Origin of the sequence: Paenibacillus solanacearum (assembly GCF_910593845.1) — a bacterium.
GTDB classification, from domain to species: Bacteria; Bacillota; Bacilli; order Paenibacillales; family NBRC-103111; genus Paenibacillus_G; species Paenibacillus_G solanacearum.
This window is the reverse complement of record NZ_CAJVAS010000007.1, coordinates 1-22,837: the sequence shown is the minus strand read 5'-3', so window position 1 is coordinate 22,837 and position 22,837 is coordinate 1. Positions and strand designations below refer to the sequence as shown.

Sequence of the window (22,837 nt, the reverse complement as noted above, 5' to 3'; positions counted from 1 at the left end):
TTGACGACATTCCGTAAGCTATTGGCCGCTTCCTTGCTGCTTGTCGCCGGCGGCTGTCAGGCCGCAGCTCCCGCTGCCCCGCTGCCTGCGGCGGCAACGGCTGCGCAGCGGACCGACTCGGCTGCCGATGCGTCCGGCACGACAGTCGCCAAGGCGGACCTGAAGCCGGCCATGCCGCTGTCGTCGGTCGGAGCGGGTCTTGTGAACCCGGATGGGACGGAGCATAAGCTGCCGGAGCCGAATCCGGTCAAGGGCAAGACGCTCAACGTCGTCGATTTCGGCGCCGACCCGGCGGACGACGGCAAGGACGACCGTCCGGCCATTGCGCGTGCGCTGGAAGCGGCGCGTCCGGGCGACGAAGTGTACTTCCCCAAAGGGGTGTACGCGCTAAAAAGCGTCGATTCGGTCAACCGCGCCGCCCACCTGATCATGAAGAACGGGGTGAATGTGCGCGGACAAGGCCGGGACGACGTTGTGCTGGTGTCGGACTTCGACAACCGGGCGCAGCCGGGAGGAGCCAGTCTGCTCACGCACAGCAATTCCGCCGTCATCGATATGACGGGTCGCAGCGGCATCGTTATCTCCGATTTGACGATCAGCTCTTCGTGGCAAGGGGCGTTCCCGACGGACCACAAGAAGAACAACGAGCAGCGGGGCGGGCCCAAATCAGGCATTTACATCGACAAATCCGCCTCGGGACCGGCGCCGTCGAGCATTTGGATCAAGCGGTTGGCGATCGAAAAGTTCGAGCGCACCGGCGTCCGCATCAGCAAGGCGCAGGATGTCGTCGTAGACGACTGCATCTTCCGCAAGGCGACGGATATGGGCGGTGGCGGCGCCGGTTACGGCGTTACGTTCATCGGCACGCCGAAGTTCGGAGCCAAGGGCCCCGTCGCGGACGCGAGCTACAACGTCGTGCAGAACAGCAAGTTCGACGGCACCGTCTCGCTGCGCCACGGCGCCTTGCTCGGTTATGCCGCGCACCATAATACGGTGCGGAACAATACGTTTGACCGAACCCGGCTCGATTCGATCGATTTGCACGGCGACGGGGAGTCGTATAACGAAATATACGGCAATGAGGTGTACGGCACGCAAAAAGGAGCTGGCGTCGGCGCGGGCAACACCGGCGGAACGCCGCCCAACAATCATAGCGCAGCCGGGCCGAACAACCATATCCACCATAACGTCATTCGCAATGCAATGGACGGCATCGTCGTCATCATGGGCACGCCGAACACGCTGATCGAGCAGAACGAGATCATATCGGGTTCCGGAGAGCCGGACGCGGTTCCGATGCGCAGCGGGATTACGATCAAGCATGCCATTGGCACGACCGTGCGGGACAACGTCATCCGCAACGAGACGAAAGAGAAGTCTGTCGGCATTTGGCTCGTTCATGATAGCGGTGACCCGAGCAATAACGGGCTGGGCGCCGGCGATCCGCAGAATACCCGAATTACCGGAAATACGCTGGCCGGCCACACGGAAGCGATCAAGCAGGAGGCGGGAAGCGGTACGGTCGCCGAGAACAATACGGTGAGCGGTAAACCATAGCACGAAGATAAAAATGCAGGAAAACACGGAATGTGTTTTTCCTGCATTTTTATCTGATACGGGCAGCTGCGGAACGGATCGCAATAACGGCAGCTTTTCGATTGACATCAGTTTTTAATTAGAATAATATCTAATTAGATTAATATCGAATGTTATAAATGGACAGGAGGCTTAAGACATCTATGATTCAGCTCGATAAAATGGTTCAGTACCATAAGGCCATGGCCGACCCGACCCGAATTCGCATGCTTCGATTGCTCTCCGGCGGAGAGCTGAGCGGCCAAGAGCTTGCGGACCGGCTGAAGCTTTCTCCCGCCACGGTCACCCACCATGCGATGAAGCTGAGGGAAGCCGCGCTGCTGCAGGAACGACGGGACAAAAATACGATTTATTTCAAGCTGAACCGTTATTTTCTGGAGCAAAACGCAAAGGCGTCGGTTGCTTTTTTATTCGAGGCGCAGCCGGAGGAAAAAGAGGAGCTGGCCGTGGAGAACGAGAAATTAAAGGCGTCGGTGCTAAAAAACTTTTTTACGAAGGATGGCCGTCTGAAGCATCTTCCGGCGCAGTACAAGAAAAAGCTGATCGTGCTGGGACGAATGATTTCCGGGCTGGAGCAGGGGAAAAAGTACGCCGAAGCGGAACTGAACGAATTCATTAAGAAGTTTCACGACGATTATGCCACGATTCGGCGGGAATGGATTATGCATCATTTCATGTATCGGGAGCATGAGGTCTACGAGCTGAACCCGGAGTCGATGTGGACCAGGTGGGAGGATGTCAAGTAAATGCAGTCCGTCATAAGCAGGGCAAGAGAGGTCGCGGTGGAAGCGGCCACGGTCGCCGGACAGCTGGCGAAGCAATATTTTGAGAAGGAAAAAGAAATTATGAGCAAAGGAGACGATGGCGATCTGGTGACCGAGGTCGATCTGCTCGCCGAACGGGAAATATTGAGCCGAATTACGGCGAGCTTTCCCGATCATCAAATCCGCAGCGAAGAGACCGGCTGGTCCGGGGTGGAAGGCGACTGGCTCTGGCTGGTCGATCCGCTCGACGGGACGAACAATTACGCGATCGGCCTCCCTGTATACGGCGTGTCCATTACGCTGCTTTACCGGAAGCACCCGGTGCTCGGCGTCATCTACGATTCCCATTTGGGACATGTGTATGTCGCGGAACAAGGCAAGGGTGCGTTCATGAATGGCCGGCCGCTTGAAGCGCGTCCCGGCGCAGGTGCGGCGAAGATCACGACGGGATGGATTCAGGGACATCAGGTGCAAAAAGACGCCAAGGCTATGCGCCTCAAGCATGGGCTGGACGCCAAATGCAAGCGGGTGCTGCGCCTATGGGCGCCCGCACTGCTCTGGTGCATGCTGGCTCGGGGCGATCTGGACGGCATTGTCCTGTACAATTCGGAAGGCGACGATTTGTACGCGGGCATTTTGATGGCCAAGGAAGCGGGGGCGGCCGTCGTCGATTTTGAAGGGAACCCGTTCGAGGGGATGAACCCGGAGCCTTATATTGTCGCCTGCCACCCGGACCGGTTGGAGCAAATGCTGGAAATGGTGCGCACGGCATTGGAAGGGCAATAAGACGAATCTGCTGAACAATGCATTCGATTCTCCATATTATGGTATAATCGCTGCAGGGAGGCGAGAATCGATGCCATATCACATACGGGTGAGAGCATGCGCGCTCATCATCGAGCACGATGCCGTGCTGCTCATTGAATTTAAGGACGAGAACGGGATACATTACAACTTGCCGGCCGGCGGAGCCGAACCGGGAGAGTCGGTGACGGAGGCTGTGATTCGCGAAGCGAAGGAAGAGGCTTCCGTCGATATTGAAGTCGGGCCGATTGCCCTTGTGTATGAATACGCGCCGCATTTCAATCATGGAGAGTACGGGGATACGCACAGCCTGAGCATGATGTTCGACTGCCGCATCAAGGATGGATCGCGTCCGCGCATGCCGGAGCGGCCCGATGAGAATCAGTGCGGCGTCAAGTGGGTGCCGCTGCGGCAGTTGCACGAGATTGTGCTGTACCCGAACATAACAAGCCAGATTGTGGCGTATGCCGCGAACCGTTCCAGGACGCTGGAGCTTATCGAGGAGCATCGGCTCGAGCGAATCCGCTAACTTGGCCCAAGTAGAACTGAATTCTTCCGGAAATAGAAAATAGTAATAGAAAAAGGACCTCGGCGTCCGCTGTAAAATACAGTGGCGCTTGAGGTCCTTCGTGCGTCAATTGAGTTATTTTCTACCATACGCTTGGGATCACTTTGATTTCCCGGTCCAGCTTCGCGAGGAAGCCGTAGTTCGGATTGAACGTAAAGATGCGCTTCATCTGGTACGTCAGCATGACGACGGCGATCAGCGCCTCACTGAGCGAGAACTGATAGTTCGGGAATTCGAGGATGAGCCGCTTCGCTTCCTGCTCGAGCTCCGGCCGTCCGGAAATGACGGTGAGCACCCCTTGCTGTACCGCCTTGTCCATCGTGTTCAGGAAAAACTGCGCATCCGCATAATCAAAATGATTGCGCAGCCACTGATGCGTTTCGAACAGCACATGGTTGGTCGTGACGAGGCGCCGGTCCATATCGTCCAGATCGAAGAACAGCGATCTGGCCTTCAAGTAGTACGGATCCTCCGGATTCATGAACGCCGTCAGTGCCGATTGCTCCAAAAAGATCGCCTGCGGGTAGTTCACTTCGGTATCGCTCATAGTCCGGACTCCTCCCCTCGAAACGTTTCGCTGCGCTTGACGAGCGCGTCCAGCTGCAGCAGCGGATTTTTTTCTTTCTGCTCCATCGTTGCCTGCACCATCATTTCATGGGATCGCCCTGCAAAATATTGTTCAAGAATATAATGGACCACCGAAGACACGGTCGTGTGCTCTGCTTCTGCCATTTGCTTGCATTTGTCATAAATGTCGGCTTCCAGCTCGACATTCTCCGATTCGTAGATCGGCTCGCCGGACGAGATCAGCTGGGATGCGGCGGATTTCCATCTCCTCAGCTGGCCCTGTACGAAATGCCTGGAATTGTTCACGGACGTCACACCCTTCAACACAACATGGTTCAGCGCCTGGACCGGCCAGGGACACCTTCCTATACCATTCGACACAAAACCGAAATTTGGTAGGGTTTTATGTCGGTTTGCGGACGATTCATGAAATGATCATACTTATTTAACCTTTCGGATACGGAATGCCCACAGGATGATCATCATTTTACGGTAGATTGGTGTTGTAAGGTCATTACCGAACCACAACGGAGAGGAGAATGAAGATGTCTATGAGAAAATGGTACACAGGCATGATGTTATCGGGGGTATTGTTCGCCGGATTGCTCGCAGGTTGCTCCAGCGGGGAGGGGATTCAGGACGCTCCGGCCGGCACGACACCGTCGGGCAGCGGCAGCACCCCGTCTTCGGATATGACTTCACCCGGAGGTTCCAGCTCCGGATCAAGCGGCAGCACAAGCGGCGGAGCGGGGGCCGGCTCAGGCTCGTCCTCGACAAGCGGAGGCAGCACTTCCGGTTCATCGTCCGGTTCCACCAGCCCGGGGGCATCCGGTTCAACAGCTCCGGGAGGCTCCAGCTCCGGCAGTACGGGGGCCGGCGCCGACAGTTCCTCCAAGACGCCTGCCACGTCTTCGAGCGGGGGAACGGGCGCAGGCGCGGGTGCTGCAACCAGTCCAGGCGCAACGAACTAACGCATACACGGGGAAGCTGCTTTCTTTTTCCAACGCGGAAAAAGGAAATAGCTTCCTTTTTCGTGTTTCCCCCCGCAAACGGGCGGGTAATGGAGAAGACTATAGTACTCCCATTTGTAAAAGGAGCGTTAATCGATGAATCCTTGGAAAGTGCTCGTCGCCGACGATGACCCGAACGTGCGGGAGATCATCCGGCTTTATTTTGAAAAACAGCATATTCAAATGATCGAAGCCCAGGACGGCGAAGAAGCGCTGGAGCTGGCCGAGAAGGAATCCCCCGATATTATTATTCTCGACGTCATGATGCCGAAGATGGACGGGTATGAGGCGTGCCGGGAAATATTGAAACGGTTCGATATTCCGATCATGATGCTGACGGCCAAAGGCGACGAATTTGATCGCGTGCTCGGTCTTGAGCTCGGCGCGGATGATTATGTCACGAAGCCGTTCAGTCCGAGGGAGCTTGTCGCCCGGATCAAGGCGATCTTCCGGCGCATGCAGAAGGGTCGTACCGGAACCGATCAGGACGCGCAGCAAATTTACGAATTTGACGGGCTCTCGATCATCCCGGATCGGCGAGAAGTGCTCGCCGGGGAGGAGAAGATCATACTGCGCCCCAAGGAGTTCGACCTGTTGACGCACATGGCCAAGTCCCCCGGCACGGTGTATACGCGGGAGCAGCTGCTGGAGCAAGTATGGGGCTATGACTTTATAGGCGATATCCGCACGGTCGACGTTCATGTGAAGAAGGTGCGCGAGAAGCTGAACCCGCTCGGGAACGATTGCATTCATACCGTGTGGGGCGTCGGATACAAATTTGAGGTACAGCAATGATTTTCGGTACGCATCGGAGCATATTTCGCCGTCTGCTGTTCAGTTACATGAGCACGGTGCTGCTCGGGCTTTGCCTTGCCGGGCTTCTCATGTCGCATTGGACAAAGGATTACATCGTGCATTCGAAGCAGGAGGAGCTGCTGCGCAAAGCGAAGCGGATCAATCTTTCTATTCAGAACGTGGCGCCCGGCGGGGAAGGGCTGAAGGAACTGCTGCTGTTCTACGACCAATCGTTCGATAACCGGATCTGGATCTTCGACCGGCAGGGCACAATCGTCGCGACGTCCAGCAAGGACGAGGTGTCCGTCGGAAAATCCGTCGATGCGTCGATCGTTCGCAAAGTGACCCAGGGCGACGATGCCGTCCTCAATCTGCAGTTCGAAGGATTGAAGGAGCAGATGCTGTCGGTGGTGGTGCCCTGGGGAAAAGACAACCAGGTATACGGCGGCATTGTGCTGCACGCGCCGGTTATCGGAATGAACGAAACGATCAATAACATTCGTGAGACGATCCTATGGGTCACGCTGTTCGGGCTTGTTTTCTCCGTGGCGACCGCTTCTTATTTGTCATGGTCGATCTCCAGGCCCTTGCGGCAAATCGACCGGGCGGCAAACCGCATCGGCATGGGCGATTATGGAGGGCGCATCGATATCCCGTCGAAGGACGAAATCGGCGATCTCGCCGCGACGATCAACCAGATGGCGGAGAAGCTGGAACGGATCGATCTGGAGAAGCGCAAGCTGGAACAAATCCGGCAGCATTTTTTGGCCAACATCTCTCACGAGCTGCGGACGCCGCTTACGGCGATGCAGGGCTTTCTCGAAGCGCTGCAGGACGATCTGATCGACGATACGGCCAAGCCCCGATACTACGACATCATTTATAAAGAAACGCTGCATATGAGCCGGCTTGTCGACGATATTATGGATTTGATCAAGCTGGAGAACGACGAAATCGCGCTGCACCCGAGCCCCGTTAACGTTGACCGGCTCATCCGCCATGTCGTCTTTACGCTGCAGCCGGAAGCGGCCGACAAGCTGACCGAAATCGAGCTGCAGGTGGACGAGTCGCTGCCGTACGCGTATGCGGACCCGGACCGGCTGGAGCAAATTTTGCGGAATCTGGTCAAGAACGCCGTGAAATTTACGGAAAACGGCTTGATTACGGTCAAAGCGTGGAGCAGCGATGACAACTTGCATTTCTCCGTTTCGGATACCGGGATCGGCATTTCCGAAGACGATAAGGAATTGATTTGGGAGCGGTTTTTCAAGGTCGACCGGGGACGATCGAAGAAAAACTCCGGCACCGGGCTCGGTCTGGCCATTGTCCGCGAGCTGGTCGAGCTGCATGGCGGCGAAATCACGGTCGACAGCGAGATCGGGAAAGGCACGAGCTTCGAGGTGCGGCTGCCGCTGCAGCATGTTTCTGCCATCGCACCCGGCGAGTACAACCATGAAGGAGGCAACAAACAATGATAAAACGATGGGATGCGCTGTATGGCATCGATCTGGGCACGTCGAACACGGTCATTTACCAGCAGGGGAAAGGGATCGTGCTGCGCGAGCCGTCCGTCGTGGCGGTTCGTCTGGATTCCGGCGAGATTCAAGCGGTCGGCGAAGAAGCGCAGGCGATGATCGGACGGACGCCTGGCAGTATCGATGTGATCTATCCGCTCAAGGACGGCGTCATTGCCAATTTCGACGTGACTTCGGCGATGCTGCAATATTTTATTAAAAAAATTCAGGGGCGCACGCCTTGGTTCCGGAGCTCACAGGTGTACATCTCCGTTCCGTGCGGGATCACGAACGTGCAGAAGCGGGCGGTTGAAGAGACGGTGGTACATAAAGGCGCCAAGAAGGCCGTAGCGGTCGAAGAGCCGCTGGCGGCGGCGATCGGCGCGGGTCTGCCGGTGGACGAGCCGGTCGGCTCGCTTGTGCTCGATATCGGCGGAGGCACAAGCCAGGTTGCGGTGCTGTCGCTGGGCGGCATCGTCGTCAGCCACACAGTGCGCCGTGCGGGCATGTCCATCGATACGGATATCGCCGATTACGTGAAGCGTACGTATAACCTCGCGATCGGCGAGCGGACGGCCGAAGAAATCAAGAAGCGGATCGGCACAGCGATTGCGCCGGAAGGCGATGCGCCTTTCATCGACATTAAAGGCAGAGATTTGATCAGCGGCTTGCCGCGGTCTCTGACGCTGTCCTCGGCGGAAATATTCCGCCTGCTGGACGATTTCTTATGGACCATCATCGAAGCGATCCGTTCCACGCTTGAACAGTGTCCGCCGGAGCTGGCCGGCGATGTCGTGGAGCACGGCATCCTGCTGTGCGGCGGCGGGTCGATGCTGCGCGGGCTGGACGATCGCATTCGCCTGGAGACCGGTGTGCCGGTCCATCTCGCCGAGCATCCGCTGGACTGCACGGCGCTCGGCGCGGGGCGGATGCTCGATTACCGCGCCGGACGATCGTCCAGCGACCGGTTCCCTTATGGCGGATCGTCGCCGGCGGGCTCCGACTCGGTGGAAGCGGCGCAGTAGGTGGCGCGAGACGGGCGGCATATATCCCTGAAGGGGCGACCCGCGGCGAAGGCGTTGCATTCGGGCCTGCGGTAAGGCATCATAAGATGAACGCTTACGAGAATGGAGCTGAACCGCAATGAACGCAACGCAAGCCGTTCGCATCGGCTGCCTGCATGCGCATCATTCCAATATTCCTTACGTGGAGGAAGCGCTGGCGTCCGAGCGCATGGAGCGACTGCATTTTGTCGATCCCGGACTGATTCACCGGCTGACCGGAGGCGAAACGGGAATCGCGGAGGCCGCCGCGAAAGTGAAAGAGCAGCTTGCCTGGATCAAGGGCAGCGGTGTGGATGCGATCCTCGTGACGTGTACGAATTACATCGCGCTGCTGGATACGATCCCGGCCGAGACGGGGCTTGCCGGCGGCAGTGTCCCCGTCGTTCCGATCGATGAACCGTGGTTTGACGAGGTGCTGGAGCAAGGCGGCGAAGCGGTGCTTGCATTTACCAATGCGGCGACCGTGGAAGGGACGATGGGGCGGCTGCGGAAGTATGCGGCTGCCCGAGGCGTACCGCTGAAAGCGGAAGCGGCGGTAGCCGGCCATTGCTTCCCGCTGCTGCTGCAGGGCCGCGCGGAGGCTTACCACGAAGAGGTGGAGACATTTCTTCGTGATTTGGTCCGGAATCGCTCGGGGAATGTCGTCGTGACGCAGCTTTCGATGACGGAGGCCGCTCGGCGGGCGGAGAAATCGCTCGGCGTCGAGCTGATTCAGCCGGTACGCGCGCTGCAGCGCAAGCTCAGGCGGATCTTCGCCGGAATGCCATAACAGATATGAAAAAAAAGAAGACTCGCTGCCGGGCTGAGGAGACTGGCGAGCGGGTCTTTTTCGGCGAAGACCGCCGCCCGTCCGGTTGACATTCGGTCCGCATCTTGGCATGATGAAGCCAAGGAAGCAAGACTGGGGGAAGGGACGGTGGGTGGATGATCAAGCAAGTGCTTAAGGGCGGCGTGATTTTTTACCGCAAAGTGATCTCGCCGCTGAAACCGCCGACCTGCCGGTTTTACCCGACGTGTTCCGCTTATGCGCTCGAGGCGCTGGAGCGGCACGGGGCGGCGCGCGGCTCCTGGCTCGCCGTGAAGCGGATTTGCAAGTGCCATCCGTTTCATCCGGGCGGCGTAGATCCTGTGCCTTGACACGTCAAGTCATATTCGATATATTGTGCATAACATCCTGTGAACGGATAAGTACTTCGTCCGCTGATGCGGGTCGGCCGGTGTGCCGATTTTCGTGGCGGCCTGTGAGCCATACAGAGAGCCGGGAAGCTGAGAACCGGTTGGCGAACGCGAAGGAAGATGGTCCCGGAGGATATGAGGGTGAGCGGCAGCCAGCCATGGAGCGGACATGATCCGGCATGGTACTGGCGGTAAGCCTTCGTCGCCATTCCGGCGTTAACGGAAGGTCGGAGATCGCCGGCAACGGGCATCGGAGCAATACGATGTCGCCTGTGCCCGCGCCATGTCCGGCTGCTGAGCCCCGGCGGCACCGGTCATATACCGTTATTGCGCTGCCAGATGGGGGAACTTGGGTGGTACCGCGTGAGCACAGCTCTCGTCCCAAAGGGATGAGGGCTTTTTTGTATTTTCCGAAGGAGGAACATGTCATGACAGAAACCAAAAAAAGCTTTTACATTACGACGCCGATTTATTACCCGAGCGACAAGCTGCACATCGGCCATGCGTACAGTACGGTGGCGGGCGATGTGACGGCCCGGTATAAGCGGCTGCGCGGATACGACGTCATGTACTTGACGGGAACCGACGAGCACGGGCAAAAGATCGAGCGCAAAGCGCAGGAGGCGGGTAAGACGCCGCAGCAGTTCGTCGACGATATCGTCGCGGGGATCAAGGATTTATGGGCTAAGCTGGACATCAGCTACGACGACTTTATCCGTACGACGGAGCCGCGGCATAAGCAGGCGGTCGAACAAATCTTCAACCAGCTGAAGGCGCAGGACGATATTTATCTCGGCCACTATGAAGGCTGGTACTGCACGCCTTGCGAGTCGTTCTTCCTCGAGAGCAAGCTGGTGGACGGCAACTGTCCGGACTGCGGCCGTCCGGTGGAATGGGTGAAGGAGGAGAGCTACTTCTTCCGTCTGAGCAAATACGCAGACAGGCTCATTCAGTTTTACGAGGAGCACCCGGACTTCATACAGCCGGAATCGCGACGCAACGAGATGATCAACAACTTCATCAAGCCGGGGCTGGAAGACATGGCCGTCTCGCGGTCGACCTACGACTGGGGCATCAAAGTGCCGGGCGACCCGAAACATGTCATCTACGTCTGGATCGACGCGCTCTCGAACTACATCACCGCGCTCGGCTACGGCAGCGGAGACGATGCCAAATACCGCAAGTATTGGCCGGCCGACGTCCATCTGATGAGCAAGGAGATCGTTCGCTTCCATACGATCATTTGGCCTTCCATGCTGATGGCGCTCGGCTTGCCGCTGCCGAAGAAGGTGTTCAGCCACGGCTGGCTGCTCATGAAAGACGGCAAAATGTCCAAGTCCAAGGGCAACGTCGTCGACCCGGTCGTCCTGATCGACCGTTACGGACTCGATGCGCTGCGCTATTACTTGATGCGCGAAGTGCCATTCGGTTCGGATGGAACGTTCACGCCGGAAAGCTTCGTGGAACGAATCAACTTTGACCTGGCCAACGATCTCGGCAACTTGCTCAGCCGTACCGTCGTCATGATCGACAAGTATTTCGGCGGTACTGTGCAGCCGTATATCGAGGGAGCAACGGAATTCGACGCTGCGCTGCTGGAGACGATCCGCACCTCCGCGGCAAAAGTCGAAGAAGCGATGGAGAAGCTGGAGTTTTCCGTGGCGCTCGCCTCGATTTGGCAAATGATCAGCCGCACGAACAAATATATCGACGAGACGCAGCCTTGGGCGCTGGTGAAAGACGAAGCGAAGCGTCCGGTGCTCGGCTCCGTGCTCTACTGCCTGGCGGAATCGCTGCGTATCGCTTCGGTGCTGCTGCAGCCGTTCATGACCGAGACGCCGAAGAAGATGTGGCGGCAGCTCGGCATCGAAGCCGGCGCGCTGACCGGCTGGGATACGGTGCATGCCTTCGGCACGCTGCCTGCCGGCACGCGCGTGGAGAAAGGCGAAGTGATGTACCCGCGGCTGGAGGCGGACAAGGAGATTGCCTATATCGCCGCTTCGATGGGCGGGGGCGCAATGCAGACGGAGGAAGCGCCGGCCCAGCCGGAAGCTGCGAAGGCATCCGCTCCGCAACCCGCAGCGGAGTCGGCCGAGGCGGAAGGAGCCGTCGAAATCTCAATCGACGATTTCTTCAAGGTGGAGCTTCGCGTCGCGCAGGTTATCGCGGCCGAGCCGGTGAAGAAAGCCGACAAACTGCTCAAGCTGCAGCTCGATCTCGGCTATGAGCAGCGCCAGGTCGTCTCGGGCATTGCCAAATATTATACGCCGGAGCAAATGGTAGGCCGCAAAGTGATTTGCGTGACGAACCTGAAGCCCGTCAAACTGCGCGGCGAGCTGTCGCAGGGGATGATTTTGGCCGCTTCGCAAGGAGATCAGCTCACTTTGGCTACAGTTTCTGATGAAATTCCTAACGGATCTGTGGTAAAATAAGGTTTGTTCACGTTAACAATTTGAATAACCGATATGGGGAGGCTGCTCAAACTCATGCAGACAAGCGACGGAATGAATTATGCGCCGCAGGGGAAACCGAATCCGGTCGTAAAATCGGGCGAATTTGCTTTTGCCGCGGTGGCACTGGACCACGGCCATATTTACGGAATGTGCAACGGGCTCATCGAAGCCGGCGCCGATTTGGTTGCCGTATACGATCCGGACCCGAACAAGGTGGAAGCCTTCGTCAAAAGGTTTCCTCAGGCGAAGCCTGCTGCATCCGTAGAGGAAATTTTGCAGGACCCGAATATTAAGCTCGTTGCCGCGGCAGCCGTTCCATCAGAGCGCGGACCGCTTGGCATCCGTGTCATGGAAGCCGGCAAAGACTATTTTACGGACAAGACGCCGTTCACCCGGTTGGAGCAGCTCGAAGCGGCTCGTGAAACGGTGAAGAAAACCGGCAGAAAGTACATGGTCTATTACAGCGAGCGGCTTCATGTCGAGAGCGCGATGTTCGCGGGCGAGCTGGTCCAGCAGGGCGCTATCGGACGCGTTGTTCAAGTGATGGGCTGGGGACCGCACCGCTTGAATGCGCCGTCCCGTCCGGAATGGTTTTTCCAGCATGAGAAATACGGCGGCATCTTGTGCGACATCGGCAGCCACCAGATCGAACAGTTTCTTTATTATACCGGCGCCAAGGACGCGACCGTCACCAGCGCGCGCATTGCTAATTACAACAACAAGGATCATCCCGAGCTTGAAGACTTCGGCGATGCGACGCTGATCGGGGACAACGGGGCGACGTTCTACTTCCGCGTCGACTGGCTGACGCCTGACGGTCTCAGCACGTGGGGCGACGGACGGACGATCATCCTCGGCACCGACGGCTACATCGAGCTGCGCAAATATACGGATATCGCTCGCGAGAAGCAAGGCGATCACGTCTATTTGGTCAATCACGAGGGCGAGAAGCATTTTGCGGTCAAAGGGCAGGTCGGGTTTCCGTTCTTCGGCCAACTGATTCTCGACTGCATCCACCGTACGGAAAACGCGATGACGCAAGAACATGCGTTCAAAGCGGCCGAGCTGTGCCTGAAGGCGCAGCAGCAAGCGGTTCGCGTGGAATAACAAGCGGGAAGGAGCTAAGCTCCGACCTCCCGGCAAGCCTTGTTTCCTGTCGATAACGACGGGGACAAGGCTTTTCTTGCCGAATGACGGAACTCGCCGCATGCTTTTCGGCTGTCCGCTCGTCATTGGAGAAGCCGCGCCGTTACAGCAAACGCGCGATCAGCCAAGGCTTGATCAAGGGAAGTACGGCAGCCGGCTGCATCGCTTTCGTATGATCCATCTCGGCGCCCATAAGCAGCTCCACGTCCCAGCCGCAGCCCCGCAGCGTTTGTTCATTTTGGCGCAATCTTCCGGCGATATCCACAGTAACGCTTCCGAAGTTGGGGCCGTATACGATCGTGTCCTGCTCACCGGTGAAAGTTAGCCTTGGCATCGCAAGCTTCTCCTGAATCGAAGTATCGTCAAACTCCGTGAGATGCTGATACAGGGTGTGAAATTGTTTCGCCACATCGGGATCGATCGTTACCTGGATGCGATCCCAGTCTACGGTCTCGGGACCGACCGATTCATTGCTTTTCGATTCGCTGCGGTGCAGATGAAGCAGCGCCTGTTCATACGTTTTTTCAGTGACGGTTAGCATTTCCTTGTAAGGTCCCTCATAGGGCGGATAGCCGCCCATGATGAGGCTTTCCAGCCGGTCCGTACGGAGCGCCAACTGCAGCCCGGCGAGTGCAAGCCAGGAATAACCGTAGTAACTGAAAACGCCGACCTGCATTTCATCGGCGATGCGCAGCAAATCTTGGGCGATGCTGCCCGGCGTCAGCATATCCGGCAGCGGATGCGCCATAAGATGCCCTTCATAGTCGAAGTACAGCACTTGAAAACGGTCGGACAGCCCCTTGACGAAATGCGCCCCTGATTCGGGATCGACGCCCCATGCTTTCAGTTGTTCCGCTTCTTTGCCGTATACCGATTTTTTGAACGTTGGAAGCATAACGACTTTGCCGTCAGGGTTGCCGGTGAGCCCGACTTCCAAGGCGGACCCGTCATGCAGCGTTACGATTTTAATCAATACACTCACTCCTTATCGGTTTATACTATAATCGTACAACATTCATGCAATCTTCCGGTTTCTCCCGTCGGGATGCCGATCGTGCCTGCGAATGGCAGCGTACAAGTGAACGAAGCACTTGAAGGTTTTACTTTAATACGAGAGGTGTATCGATGGAGCCGACGTATTCGCCCGCACAGATGGCCGGTGCCATGAACGTAAGCACGACTACATTAAAACGTTATGAAGAGCAGGGATTGATTCCCGACGTTCCGCGAACGTCCGGGGGCCACAGGTATTTTTTGCCGGTACATGCGCAAGCCTTTGCCGCCATTCGTTCAATGTTGAAGGGATACGACATACCCGTCGTGTATGAAGCGATGAGAAGCATCAAAGACGGACAGATCGTAACGGCGCTCTGGCTTGTGAATAACCAGCTGTATCGGCTGCAAATGGAGAAGCATCGGGTGGAAGACGTGCTGTCGATTCTCCGTCATGCGGGTGATTCGATAATCCGAGACACAACGGCGGCTGATCGGATGACCATCGGGAAAGCGGCGGAGATCGCCGGAGTGAACGCCTCCGCCATCCGGCACTGGGAAAAAGAAGGGTTGATTCGCTCTGAACGAGACGAGGAAAGCGGCTACCGTCTGTTCACCGTATCGGAATTGAGAAAAATAATGGTTATCAGCAGCCTGAGAAAAACAGTGTATTACATTGAAAACATGAAAGAACTTTTGCATGAGCTGGAGCTGCACCGCTTTTCTAAGCTGGACCTGTCGTTCCAGCTTGCCCTGCAAAATATAAACCGGCAGCTGGCTGAGAAATATAAAGGCATTGCCGAGCTTATGAAGTATATCGAAATTCTCCGTAGCGGGGGACCTTTGGAATAACAAACGACAACGGGCACCGGTTCGCATGGAGCGATCCGGTGCCCGTTGTCGTCAGGCGATGCGATGTAGAGCGGCCGATGTCTCAGGCTGTTACAGGTACAGTCCGGTCGATAAATACCGTTCGCCCGTATCCGGTAGCAGCACGACGATCGTCTTGCCTTTGTTTGCCGGCCGCCGAGCGATCTGCGCGGCGGCATAAGCGGCGGCGCCGGAGGAGATGCCGGCGAGCAGCCCCTCGGTGCGGGCCAGCATTCGCGCAGCCTCAAATGCATCTTCGGCTGATATTTGCATGATCTCATCGACAACCGATCGGTTGAATGTCTGCGGGACAAAACCGGCGCCGAGCCCTTGAAGCTTATGCGGCCCGGGTTTGCCGCCCGAGAGCACCGGGGAATCGGACGGCTCGATCGCGATAATCTGCACATCGGGCTTGCGTTCCTTGAGCACTTCGCCGACGCCGCTGATCGTTCCCCCAGTCCCTACGCCTCCGACAAAGATATCGACAGCCCCTCCGGTGTCTCTCCATATTTCTTCGGCCGTCGTCCGGCGGTGAATTTCCGGGTTCGCGGGATTGTTGAACTGCTGCGGGATGAACGCATTCGGAATTTCCGCAGCCAGCTGCTCCGCCTTCTCGATCGCGCCACGCATGCCTTCTGCGCCCGGCGTGAGCACCAGCTCCGCACCGAGCGCAGACAACAGGTTTCTTCGCTCGACGCTGAACGTATCCGGCAGCGTAATGATCAATCGGTAGCCCAGCGCAGCGGCGACGAAGGCGAGGGCGATGCCCGTATTGCCGCTCGTCGGCTCGATAATGACGGTATCCTTCGTTATGAGTCCGTTGGCTTCGGCGTCCTTGATCATGGCGTAGCCGATCCGGTCTTTCACGCTGCCAGCGGGATTGAAATATTCCAGTTTCGCAATCAAGTTCGTTTGCAGCCCGTATTGTTGGCTGAAGGAGCCCAGCTCCAGCATAGGCGTATTGCCGATCAATTCGGTCAAATTTTTCGCAATGCCCGGCATGTTACCATCCTCCAAATAAATAATCCCCTATCTGCATAGTAGGGTATATTAAACTTAACACGAAAAAAATTATTTGTAAAATTTCCGATAAAGCGCCCGAAATCGATTGACAACCTTTGAAGCGGGACGTATAATCGTGCTTGTTAATAAAAATTACGATTAATGTTGCGTTTGAAAAGGAGCGTTATTTGATGTCTATTGCTTTTTCTCGAAAAATGATTTTGCCGTTTATTGCCGTACTGCTGCTTTCCTTCTTTATATCCGCCTGCGGAGGCCGTTCCCAGGCGACGCTTGTTTCCGGTAAAATCAACATTGTAGCCAGCTTTTATCCGCTTTACGATTTTACCCGTAATATCGGCGGGGAGCATGTGAATGTCATTAACTTTGTCCCAGCCGGCGTGGAGCCGCATGATTGGTCTCCAAAAAGCCGCGATATGACAAACTTGAACGGCGCAGAGCTATTCGTTTATTTGGGCGCCGGATTCGAAGGCTGGGTGGACGATACGCTGAAAAGCATGCCGAAGGATGCGAAGACGGCCGTGCTCGAAGCAAGCAAGGGGATTGTGTTGCTGCCGGCCGGCGAACATGACGATCATGACCACGGCCACGAGGACAAGGGCAAGAAAGACAGCCATGAATCCGAATACGATCCGCATGTATGGCTCAGCCCGGCGAACGCGAAGCAGATCGCTTTGAACATTAAGGATGCGTTAGTTAAGGTCGATGGCGCCCATCAGGCGGATTACGAGGCAAACTACAAGAAATACGCGGAGCAGCTCGATCAACTCGACGCCAAGTACAAAGCGGAGCTGTCCAAGACGCCGAAAAAAGAAATCGTCGTCACGCATCAGTCGTTCGGTTATTTGGCCAAACAATACGGGTTGACGCAAAAAGCGATCATGGGCTTGTCCCCGGACGCTGAACCGACGTCCAAAGATATGAAGGATATCTTGCAGTTCATCAAGAACAATCAGGTCAAATTCATATTTTTCGAGGAGCTCGTGTCCGATAAGCTGGCCAAAACGCTGGCCAAAGACGCAGGCGTCGAGACGCTCGTTCTCAGTCCGGTAGAAGGACTGACGTCAGAACAAGAGAAACAAGGGGCCAATTATATTACGCTGATGAACAACAATTTGAATAATTTAATAAAAGCATTACAATAGGAATGAGACCTTTGTGTTAGGAGCATCGACATATGCGCAATTCCGAATCTCTCGGATGTCATCGGCAAATCGTCTCGATCGATGACGTCTTTTTTTCTTATGAGCATAAAACAATAATCAGCGGCCTGAACTTTTCGATCCTTGAGCGCGATTTCGTCGGGCTGATCGGCTCGAACGGAGCAGGGAAGACGACGCTGCTCAAAATGATCGTCGGCCTGCTGAAGCCGAGCCGCGGGGAAATCCGCTTGTTCGGCGAACCGATGGGCCAGTTCCGCGACTGGGAACGCATCGGCTACGTTCCGCAGAAGAACGCGCTGAACCCGCTGTTTCCCGCCACCGTGCGGGAGGTGGTCAACTCCGGTCTGTTCGGCAAGAAGAACATGTTCCGGCGGCTGTCCAAGGCCGAGCTGCGGAAGGCGGACGACGCTCTTAGCGCCATGCGGATCGAAGACTTGGCCGACCGGCGCATCGGGCAGCTGTCCGGCGGGCAGCAGCAGCGTGTATTCCTCGCCAGAGCGCTGATCAACCATCCGGAGCTGCTCATCCTGGACGAGCCTACGGTAGGAATCGATGCGGAATCGCAGGACAGCTTCTTCCAGATGATCCGCCATATGCATCAGCATCATCATATTACGTTCATCATGGTGTCCCATGATATGGACATGATGAAATCGTATCTCGGCGAACAGCCGCTGCAGAAGAGCGGCGGTCTTTCGTTCTACGTCAAGCATACGCATGCGCCGGAAAACTGCAGCGAGACGGATCTGACCCACTCGATGCAGCAGCAGCTCGAGACGATCGAGATTTTACCTTAAGCGGCGCATACGCCGACGTACGGAGGCAGGGACAGAATAGGAGAGAATAGGCTTTGGACATCTTTACGGAATATTTTTTTCAGCGGGCGCTGATCGGCGGCCTGCTGATTGGCTTTATCGCTCCGCTGATGGGCGTTTTTTTGGTGCTGCGGCGCTTGTCCATGATCGGAGACACGCTGGCCCACGTATCCATCGCAGGCGTGGCGCTCGGATTTCTAATTAACGTATACCCCGTGGGCGTAGGGCTCGTGTTCGCTCTGCTTGCGTCATTCGCCATCGAGAAGCTGCGCAAGGCGTACAAAACATATGCCGAGCTGTCGATTGCGATCATTATGTCGGGGGGCGTGGCGCTCGCGACGTTTTTGTTCACAATCGGCAAAGGGTTCAACATCAACGTCATGAGCTATTTTTTCGGCAGCATCTATACGCTCGACAACACGGATTTGTGGGTTGTCGCCGGCGTGTCGGTCATCGTGTCGGTCGCGGTGTTTGTGAACTATAAGGAGATGTTTTTGCTCTTCTTCGACGAGGATGCGGCCGGGGTGAGCGGACTGCCGCTGCGCTTCTACAACATCCTAATCACGATGCTTACGGCGCTCGTCATCAGCGTAGCGATCAAGATCGTCGGCGCGCTGCTCGTTTCATCGCTGCTTACGATTCCCGTCGCTTGCAGCCTGCTCGTGGCGCGAAGCTTCAAGCACTCGATCTTCTGGGCTATTCTGTTCTCGGAACTGGCCGTCGTGATGGGCCTCGTTTCGGCGGGCGTATGGGACCTGGCCCCGGGAGCGACCGTCGTGCTTGTACTCATTGCGCTGTTGATCGGCATATTATTTGTAAAAAGAGGCTTGCGGCATTAAGATGGTACGTAAGGAGGAGGAACGAAACCGTGGAAATAAACGTCTGGATCGCTTTATGGGCAGGCTTCGTCTCATTCATATCGCCTTGCTGTTTGCCGCTGTACCCTTCGTATTTGTCCTACATTACCGGCGTTTCCGTCAGCAAGCTGAAGGATGAGCAGTCTGCCAAGGAAGTCCGCTTCAAGCTGGTCACCCATACGCTCGCATTCATTGTCGGCTTTTCGATAATATTTTACAGCTTGGGGCTTGGCGCAAGCGTGCTGGCCAATCTGTTCGTCGACTACCGCGACCTGCTGAGACAAATTTCCGCGATTTTGATTTTCGCGATGGGACTGTTTTTGCTCGGCATATTTCAGCCGCAATGGTTGATGAAGGAACGCAAGCTGCAGCTTAAATTCAAGCCGGCCGGCTACTTCGGCTCGGTACTGATCGGCATCGGCTTTGCCGCGGGCTGGTCGCCCTGCATCGGTCCCATCTTGTCGGCGATGCTGATGCTGGCTACCACGCAGCCGGATGCCTGGCTGCCGCTCATCTCGGCTTATTCGCTTGGCTTTGCCGTACCGTTTTTCGTGCTCGCTTTTTTCATCGGCTCGACGAAGTGGATTTTACGTTATTCTTCAGCCATGATGAAAATCGGCGGGGGACTGATGCTGATCATCGCCGTGCTCTTGTACACGGATCAGATGACTAGAATTACAATCTGGCTGCAAAGCATAACCCCCGCCTGGATGTTAGTGTAGCCTTAAAGGCATTCAGGTGAAATATTCGATCTGTGCCTCGGGGAAATGTTCGAAAATGCGCTCGGTAATAAATTCTCTCAACGCCTGCGCTTGCTCGTCCGGGTATACATATTTGCCTTGACCGTATTTACCCCACTTGTATTTCCGCTTCGCTTCGTCCATTTCGAGCTTTGATTTGGGGTAGCGCTGCTCGATAATATTTTTCGCCGTTTTCGTAAAGCGGTGCTGAATCAATTCAAATGTCAAATCGGAGACGGCTTCCAGCGGGAGCGTCTCTTTTAATTTGGTGAGCAGTTCCGCATAGCCCGCCTCCCAGCCCTCGTGCCAAATGATCGGCGCGATAATGAAGCCAAGCGGGTATCCGGCGCGAGCCACCTTGCCCGCGGCCTCGATGCGCTCGTAGAAGCTTGACGTAGCCGGCTCGAAGTTTTTGATGACGTAGTCCGCATTGACGCTGAAACGAAATCGCGTATGCCGGTTATGCTTCGCATCGAGCAGCGGTTCCACATGATGAAATTTGGTGACGAGCCGAAGCCGTCCGAGCGGCTGCTGCCCCATAAATTCGATGTACTCCTTGAGCGAGCCGCTGATGTGCTCCAGGCCGACCGGGTCGGACGTACAGGCCGCTTCGAAGCGGGTGATTTCCGGCGCCCGTTCCTCGATATATCGCTCCGCCTGCTGCAAAATATCGCCGGTATTCACATACACTCTAACGTAAGGCTTTTTTCCCAGGGTCGTCTGGAGGTAACAATAATGGCAGTGCGCCATGCAGCCGGTCGCTATCGGGATGGCATATTCGGCAGACGGCTTGGACTGGTCGAACTTCAGCGTTTTGCGGATACCGACGACAAGCGTTCTTTTGGCGATGCGGTATTTCTCCAGCTCGGTTTCCCCGGGCAAATCCGTTATCCGGTTATGCGACGTGGTCATGCGGATCGGGAGCCCTTGCTGCTTAGCCCATTTGTGAATGTTTTGACCTTTCGGATATTCCAGCGCATCCGGTTCAAAATAGACAAGTTCCGGTACGAAGACGCTCGTATCGCGGGCTGGGGGAGCCATTAAACCCGTAGTGGTCACAACCTGTTTCCTCCCTGCATCTTATATACCGTTCCGTGGCACGAACAGCCGCAAGACTTGCTTCCGAGGTTGCGGCTGTGATATAGTAAATTGCGTTTAACGCAACATAGTTTGCGTCATGTACGGGCAGGACAGTCATGGAAATCAAGGAAGTGCAGGAGGTACGCGGATGGCAACGCCAAGCATGGAAGACTACTTGGAGCGAATCTATAAACTGATCGACGAAAAAGGCTATGCGCGCGTTTCCGACATCGCCGAAGGGCTTGAGGTTCATCCGTCGTCTGTGACGAAGATGATTCAGAAGCTGGATAAGGATAACTATCTCATTTATGAGAAATACCGCGGACTCGTGTTGACGACCAAAGGGCAAAAGGTTGGCAAGCGGCTCGTTATACGGCATCAGCTGCTGGAACAATTTTTGACGGTCATCGGGGTATCCGATGAGAATATATATAAGGACGTAGAGGGCATCGAGCATCATCTCAGCTCCGATTCCATCACATGCATCGAGACGCTGGTCGAATATTTCAAGCGCGATGCGAGCCGGATCGACGATCTGATGCAACTGAAGAAAGAACTGGAAGAATCATAAAAGACAAGGATGGAACGACGGCTTCGCGAGGAGCCGTTGTTTTTTTATTGTCTTGAAGTCCGGACGTTCCATCGCTTAGGGACATATGTACAATCCGTTCCGTCATACAACTCTAGTAGAGTTTATAACGGGGGCGGGGATCGTATCGGTGAAAATCAACGCGGTATTTGAGGGCGGAGGAGTCAAAGGCATTGCGCTGGTCGGCGCGGTATCGGCCGTGGAGCAGCTGGGCATCGATTTTCATCAGGTGGCCGGGACATCGTCGGGAGCGATTGTGGCTTCGCTTGTGGCGGCCGGGTACCGCGGGGATGAATTGAGAGGCGTACTCGAAGCGGCGCCGTTTCATTCGTTCTTGCAGCGCGCGCCGATATTCAACACCAAGCTGATCGGTCCGCTCGCCCGGCTGTTCGTAAAGAAAGGACTTTACTCCGGGGAAGCGCTGGAGCACTGGATATACCGGCTGCTGCTGGCTAAAGGCATACGCACCTTCGGCGATTTGGCCAAAGATCAGCTGCGCATCATCGCGTCGGACATTTCCGGCAGGAAGCTGCTCGTGCTCCCTGACGACATCGCCCAATACGGCATCGATCCGCATCGGTTTCTGGTTGCCAAAGCGGTACGGATGAGCACGAGCATCCCGTATTTTTTCGACCCGGTCATCATTCGCAAGCCATCGCATTTGAAGCAGCCCGGCAGCCCGTTTGCCCATCAGTTCGTTTATATTGTGGACGGCGGCTTGCTGAGCAACTTTCCGTTATGGCTATTCGATTCGTCTGACACGCCGCCGCTGGATCAAATGGTGCCGACGATCGGATTCCAGCTTGTCGGCCGCGGCAACGGCAGGCCGAATATCATTAACGGCCCCGTGAGTATGATGCATGCCTTGTTCTCTACCATGCTCGACGCGCACGACGAACGATACATCCAGGAATCGAACCGTTTTCGGACGGTCAAAATTCCGACGCTTGGCATCAGCAACACCGACTTCGACTTGACCGAAGAGCAGGGACGCGCACTGTATGAATCGGGTAAAACCGCAACACAAGCCTTTTTTGCCAAATGGAAGCTGACCGACTACAAGCAAAAATATTTGGAGTATGTCAAGCCGCGCTCGAAATGATCAAGCCGGTTTCCGCCAGAATCAACTATACAAAAAACATTCATGAGCCTACCGCTCACAACCCTGTGATGAAAATGTTTACTACGAGCAATAGCACAACGTCTGAATCTAATGCAAACTGTCCATCCTTGTAATGGAGGGACAGAAGAAA

Annotated in this window: 24 protein-coding genes; 18 read left to right on the top strand and 6 right to left on the bottom strand. The window is 55.9% G+C overall.

All coding sequences use genetic code 11. From position 1 onward, the window contains the following. The 4 genes from KXG62_RS10250 (at nt 1) to KXG62_RS10235 (ending at nt 3,693) form a co-directional block, all read left to right on the top strand. Nucleotides 1-1,557, top strand: a complete 1,557-nt coding sequence (locus KXG62_RS10250; protein ID WP_218091860.1) for a right-handed parallel beta-helix repeat-containing protein — start codon at nt 1-3, stop codon at nt 1,555-1,557. A 185-nt stretch (nt 1,558-1,742) separates the two neighbouring features. Then, nucleotides 1,743-2,342, top strand: coding sequence for a DUF2087 domain-containing protein (locus KXG62_RS10245; protein ID WP_218092023.1), 600 nt, complete (start codon nt 1,743-1,745; stop codon nt 2,340-2,342). After that, nucleotides 2,343-3,146 (top strand): inositol monophosphatase family protein, encoded by an 804-nt coding sequence (locus KXG62_RS10240; RefSeq protein ID WP_218091859.1) that lies wholly within the window; start codon nt 2,343-2,345, stop codon nt 3,144-3,146. A 70-nt stretch (nt 3,147-3,216) separates the two neighbouring features. After that, a complete protein-coding gene (locus KXG62_RS10235; protein ID WP_218091858.1) occupies nt 3,217-3,693 on the top strand; it encodes an NUDIX domain-containing protein in 477 nt (158 codons plus the stop codon). A 121-nt stretch (nt 3,694-3,814) separates the two neighbouring features. Here KXG62_RS10235 and KXG62_RS10230 read toward each other — a convergent pair whose 3' ends face one another. From KXG62_RS10230 to KXG62_RS10220, 3 genes are all read right to left on the bottom strand, one after another. Beyond that, on the bottom strand, nt 3,815-4,279 hold the full coding sequence (locus KXG62_RS10230; protein WP_218091857.1) for a type II toxin-antitoxin system VapC family toxin: 465 nt from the start codon (nt 4,277-4,279) through the stop codon (nt 3,815-3,817). Beyond that, entirely contained in the window at nt 4,276-4,605 is a 330-nt protein-coding gene (locus KXG62_RS10225) for a hypothetical protein (RefSeq protein WP_218091856.1), read from the bottom strand. Before KXG62_RS10225 ends, KXG62_RS10230 begins: the two co-directional genes overlap by 4 nt. A 328-nt stretch (nt 4,606-4,933) precedes the next feature. Next, nucleotides 4,934-5,194 carry a hypothetical protein gene (locus KXG62_RS10220; RefSeq protein ID WP_218091855.1) on the bottom strand — a complete coding sequence of 87 codons (261 nt, stop codon included), beginning with the start codon at nt 5,192-5,194 and terminating at the stop codon, nt 4,934-4,936. 211 nt (nt 5,195-5,405) lie between these two features. On the opposite strand from KXG62_RS10220, the gene KXG62_RS10215 reads away from it, so the two are divergent. The 7 genes from KXG62_RS10215 to KXG62_RS10185 all read left to right on the top strand — a co-directional run bounded on the left by KXG62_RS10215 (nt 5,406) and on the right by KXG62_RS10185 (nt 13,418). Continuing rightward, nucleotides 5,406-6,104 (top strand): response regulator transcription factor, encoded by a 699-nt coding sequence (locus KXG62_RS10215; RefSeq protein WP_218091854.1) that lies wholly within the window; start codon nt 5,406-5,408, stop codon nt 6,102-6,104. Further along, nucleotides 6,101-7,579 (top strand): sensor histidine kinase, encoded by a 1,479-nt coding sequence (locus tag KXG62_RS10210; protein ID WP_343223456.1) that lies wholly within the window; start codon nt 6,101-6,103, stop codon nt 7,577-7,579. Before KXG62_RS10215 ends, KXG62_RS10210 begins: the two co-directional genes overlap by 4 nt. Then, the gene (gene mreB / locus KXG62_RS10205; protein WP_218091853.1) at nt 7,576-8,643 is read left to right on the top strand and encodes a rod shape-determining protein; all 1,068 of its coding nucleotides are present in this window, start codon (nt 7,576-7,578) and stop codon (nt 8,641-8,643) included. Before KXG62_RS10210 ends, mreB begins: the two co-directional genes overlap by 4 nt. Before the next feature lie 118 nt (nt 8,644-8,761). Further along, entirely contained in the window at nt 8,762-9,451 is a 690-nt protein-coding gene (locus tag KXG62_RS10200; RefSeq protein WP_218091852.1) for an aspartate/glutamate racemase family protein, read from the top strand. Nucleotides 9,452-9,606: 155 nt separating this feature from the next. Then, nucleotides 9,607-9,819: a membrane protein insertion efficiency factor YidD gene (gene yidD / locus KXG62_RS10195; RefSeq protein WP_425517341.1), complete on the top strand. Its 213-nt coding sequence runs from the start codon at nt 9,607-9,609 to the stop codon at nt 9,817-9,819. A 467-nt stretch (nt 9,820-10,286) separates the two neighbouring features. Next, the gene (gene metG / locus KXG62_RS10190; RefSeq protein WP_218091851.1) at nt 10,287-12,290 is read left to right on the top strand and encodes a methionine--tRNA ligase; all 2,004 of its coding nucleotides are present in this window, start codon (nt 10,287-10,289) and stop codon (nt 12,288-12,290) included. 54 nt (nt 12,291-12,344) lie between these two features. After that, entirely contained in the window at nt 12,345-13,418 is a 1,074-nt protein-coding gene (locus tag KXG62_RS10185; RefSeq protein WP_218091850.1) for a Gfo/Idh/MocA family protein, read from the top strand. Between the two features lie 142 nt (nt 13,419-13,560). Here the strand turns inward: KXG62_RS10185 and KXG62_RS10180 are convergent, their stop codons facing one another. After that, nucleotides 13,561-14,430 carry an alpha/beta fold hydrolase gene (locus KXG62_RS10180; protein ID WP_218091849.1) on the bottom strand — a complete coding sequence of 290 codons (870 nt, stop codon included), beginning with the start codon at nt 14,428-14,430 and terminating at the stop codon, nt 13,561-13,563. Nucleotides 14,431-14,582: 152 nt separating this feature from the next. Between KXG62_RS10180 and KXG62_RS10175 the strand changes: the two genes are divergently transcribed. Continuing rightward, nucleotides 14,583-15,302 carry a MerR family DNA-binding transcriptional regulator gene (locus tag KXG62_RS10175; RefSeq protein ID WP_218091848.1) on the top strand — a complete coding sequence of 240 codons (720 nt, stop codon included), beginning with the start codon at nt 14,583-14,585 and terminating at the stop codon, nt 15,300-15,302. 90 nt (nt 15,303-15,392) lie between these two features. Here the strand turns inward: KXG62_RS10175 and cysK are convergent, their stop codons facing one another. Continuing rightward, nucleotides 15,393-16,322: a cysteine synthase A gene (gene cysK, locus KXG62_RS10170; RefSeq protein WP_218091847.1), complete on the bottom strand. Its 930-nt coding sequence runs from the start codon at nt 16,320-16,322 to the stop codon at nt 15,393-15,395. A 191-nt stretch (nt 16,323-16,513) separates the two neighbouring features. On the opposite strand from cysK, the gene KXG62_RS10165 reads away from it, so the two are divergent. From KXG62_RS10165 to KXG62_RS10150, 4 genes are read left to right on the top strand one after another with little or no spacing between them, the layout of a single operon-like run. Then, nucleotides 16,514-17,485: a metal ABC transporter substrate-binding protein gene (locus KXG62_RS10165; protein ID WP_218091846.1), complete on the top strand. Its 972-nt coding sequence runs from the start codon at nt 16,514-16,516 to the stop codon at nt 17,483-17,485. A gap of 32 nt (nt 17,486-17,517) precedes the next feature. Beyond that, the gene (locus KXG62_RS10160; RefSeq protein WP_218091845.1) at nt 17,518-18,300 is read left to right on the top strand and encodes a metal ABC transporter ATP-binding protein; all 783 of its coding nucleotides are present in this window, start codon (nt 17,518-17,520) and stop codon (nt 18,298-18,300) included. Nucleotides 18,301-18,353: 53 nt separating this feature from the next. Then, on the top strand, nt 18,354-19,157 hold the full coding sequence (locus KXG62_RS10155; RefSeq protein ID WP_218091844.1) for a metal ABC transporter permease: 804 nt from the start codon (nt 18,354-18,356) through the stop codon (nt 19,155-19,157). A gap of 29 nt (nt 19,158-19,186) precedes the next feature. Beyond that, on the top strand, nt 19,187-19,897 hold the full coding sequence (locus KXG62_RS10150) for a cytochrome c biogenesis CcdA family protein (RefSeq protein ID WP_246627381.1): 711 nt from the start codon (nt 19,187-19,189) through the stop codon (nt 19,895-19,897). A gap of 12 nt (nt 19,898-19,909) precedes the next feature. Here KXG62_RS10150 and splB read toward each other — a convergent pair whose 3' ends face one another. After that, the gene (gene splB, locus KXG62_RS10145; RefSeq protein WP_218092020.1) at nt 19,910-20,956 is read right to left on the bottom strand and encodes a spore photoproduct lyase; all 1,047 of its coding nucleotides are present in this window, start codon (nt 20,954-20,956) and stop codon (nt 19,910-19,912) included. A gap of 187 nt (nt 20,957-21,143) precedes the next feature. Between splB and mntR the strand changes: the two genes are divergently transcribed. Both mntR and KXG62_RS10135 read left to right on the top strand, forming a co-directional pair. Then, nucleotides 21,144-21,566 (top strand): transcriptional regulator MntR, encoded by a 423-nt coding sequence (gene mntR / locus KXG62_RS10140; RefSeq protein ID WP_218091842.1) that lies wholly within the window; start codon nt 21,144-21,146, stop codon nt 21,564-21,566. A gap of 148 nt (nt 21,567-21,714) precedes the next feature. After that, a complete protein-coding gene (locus KXG62_RS10135) occupies nt 21,715-22,686 on the top strand; it encodes a patatin-like phospholipase family protein (RefSeq protein WP_218091841.1) in 972 nt (323 codons plus the stop codon). Nucleotides 22,687-22,837 lie beyond the last annotated feature (151 nt).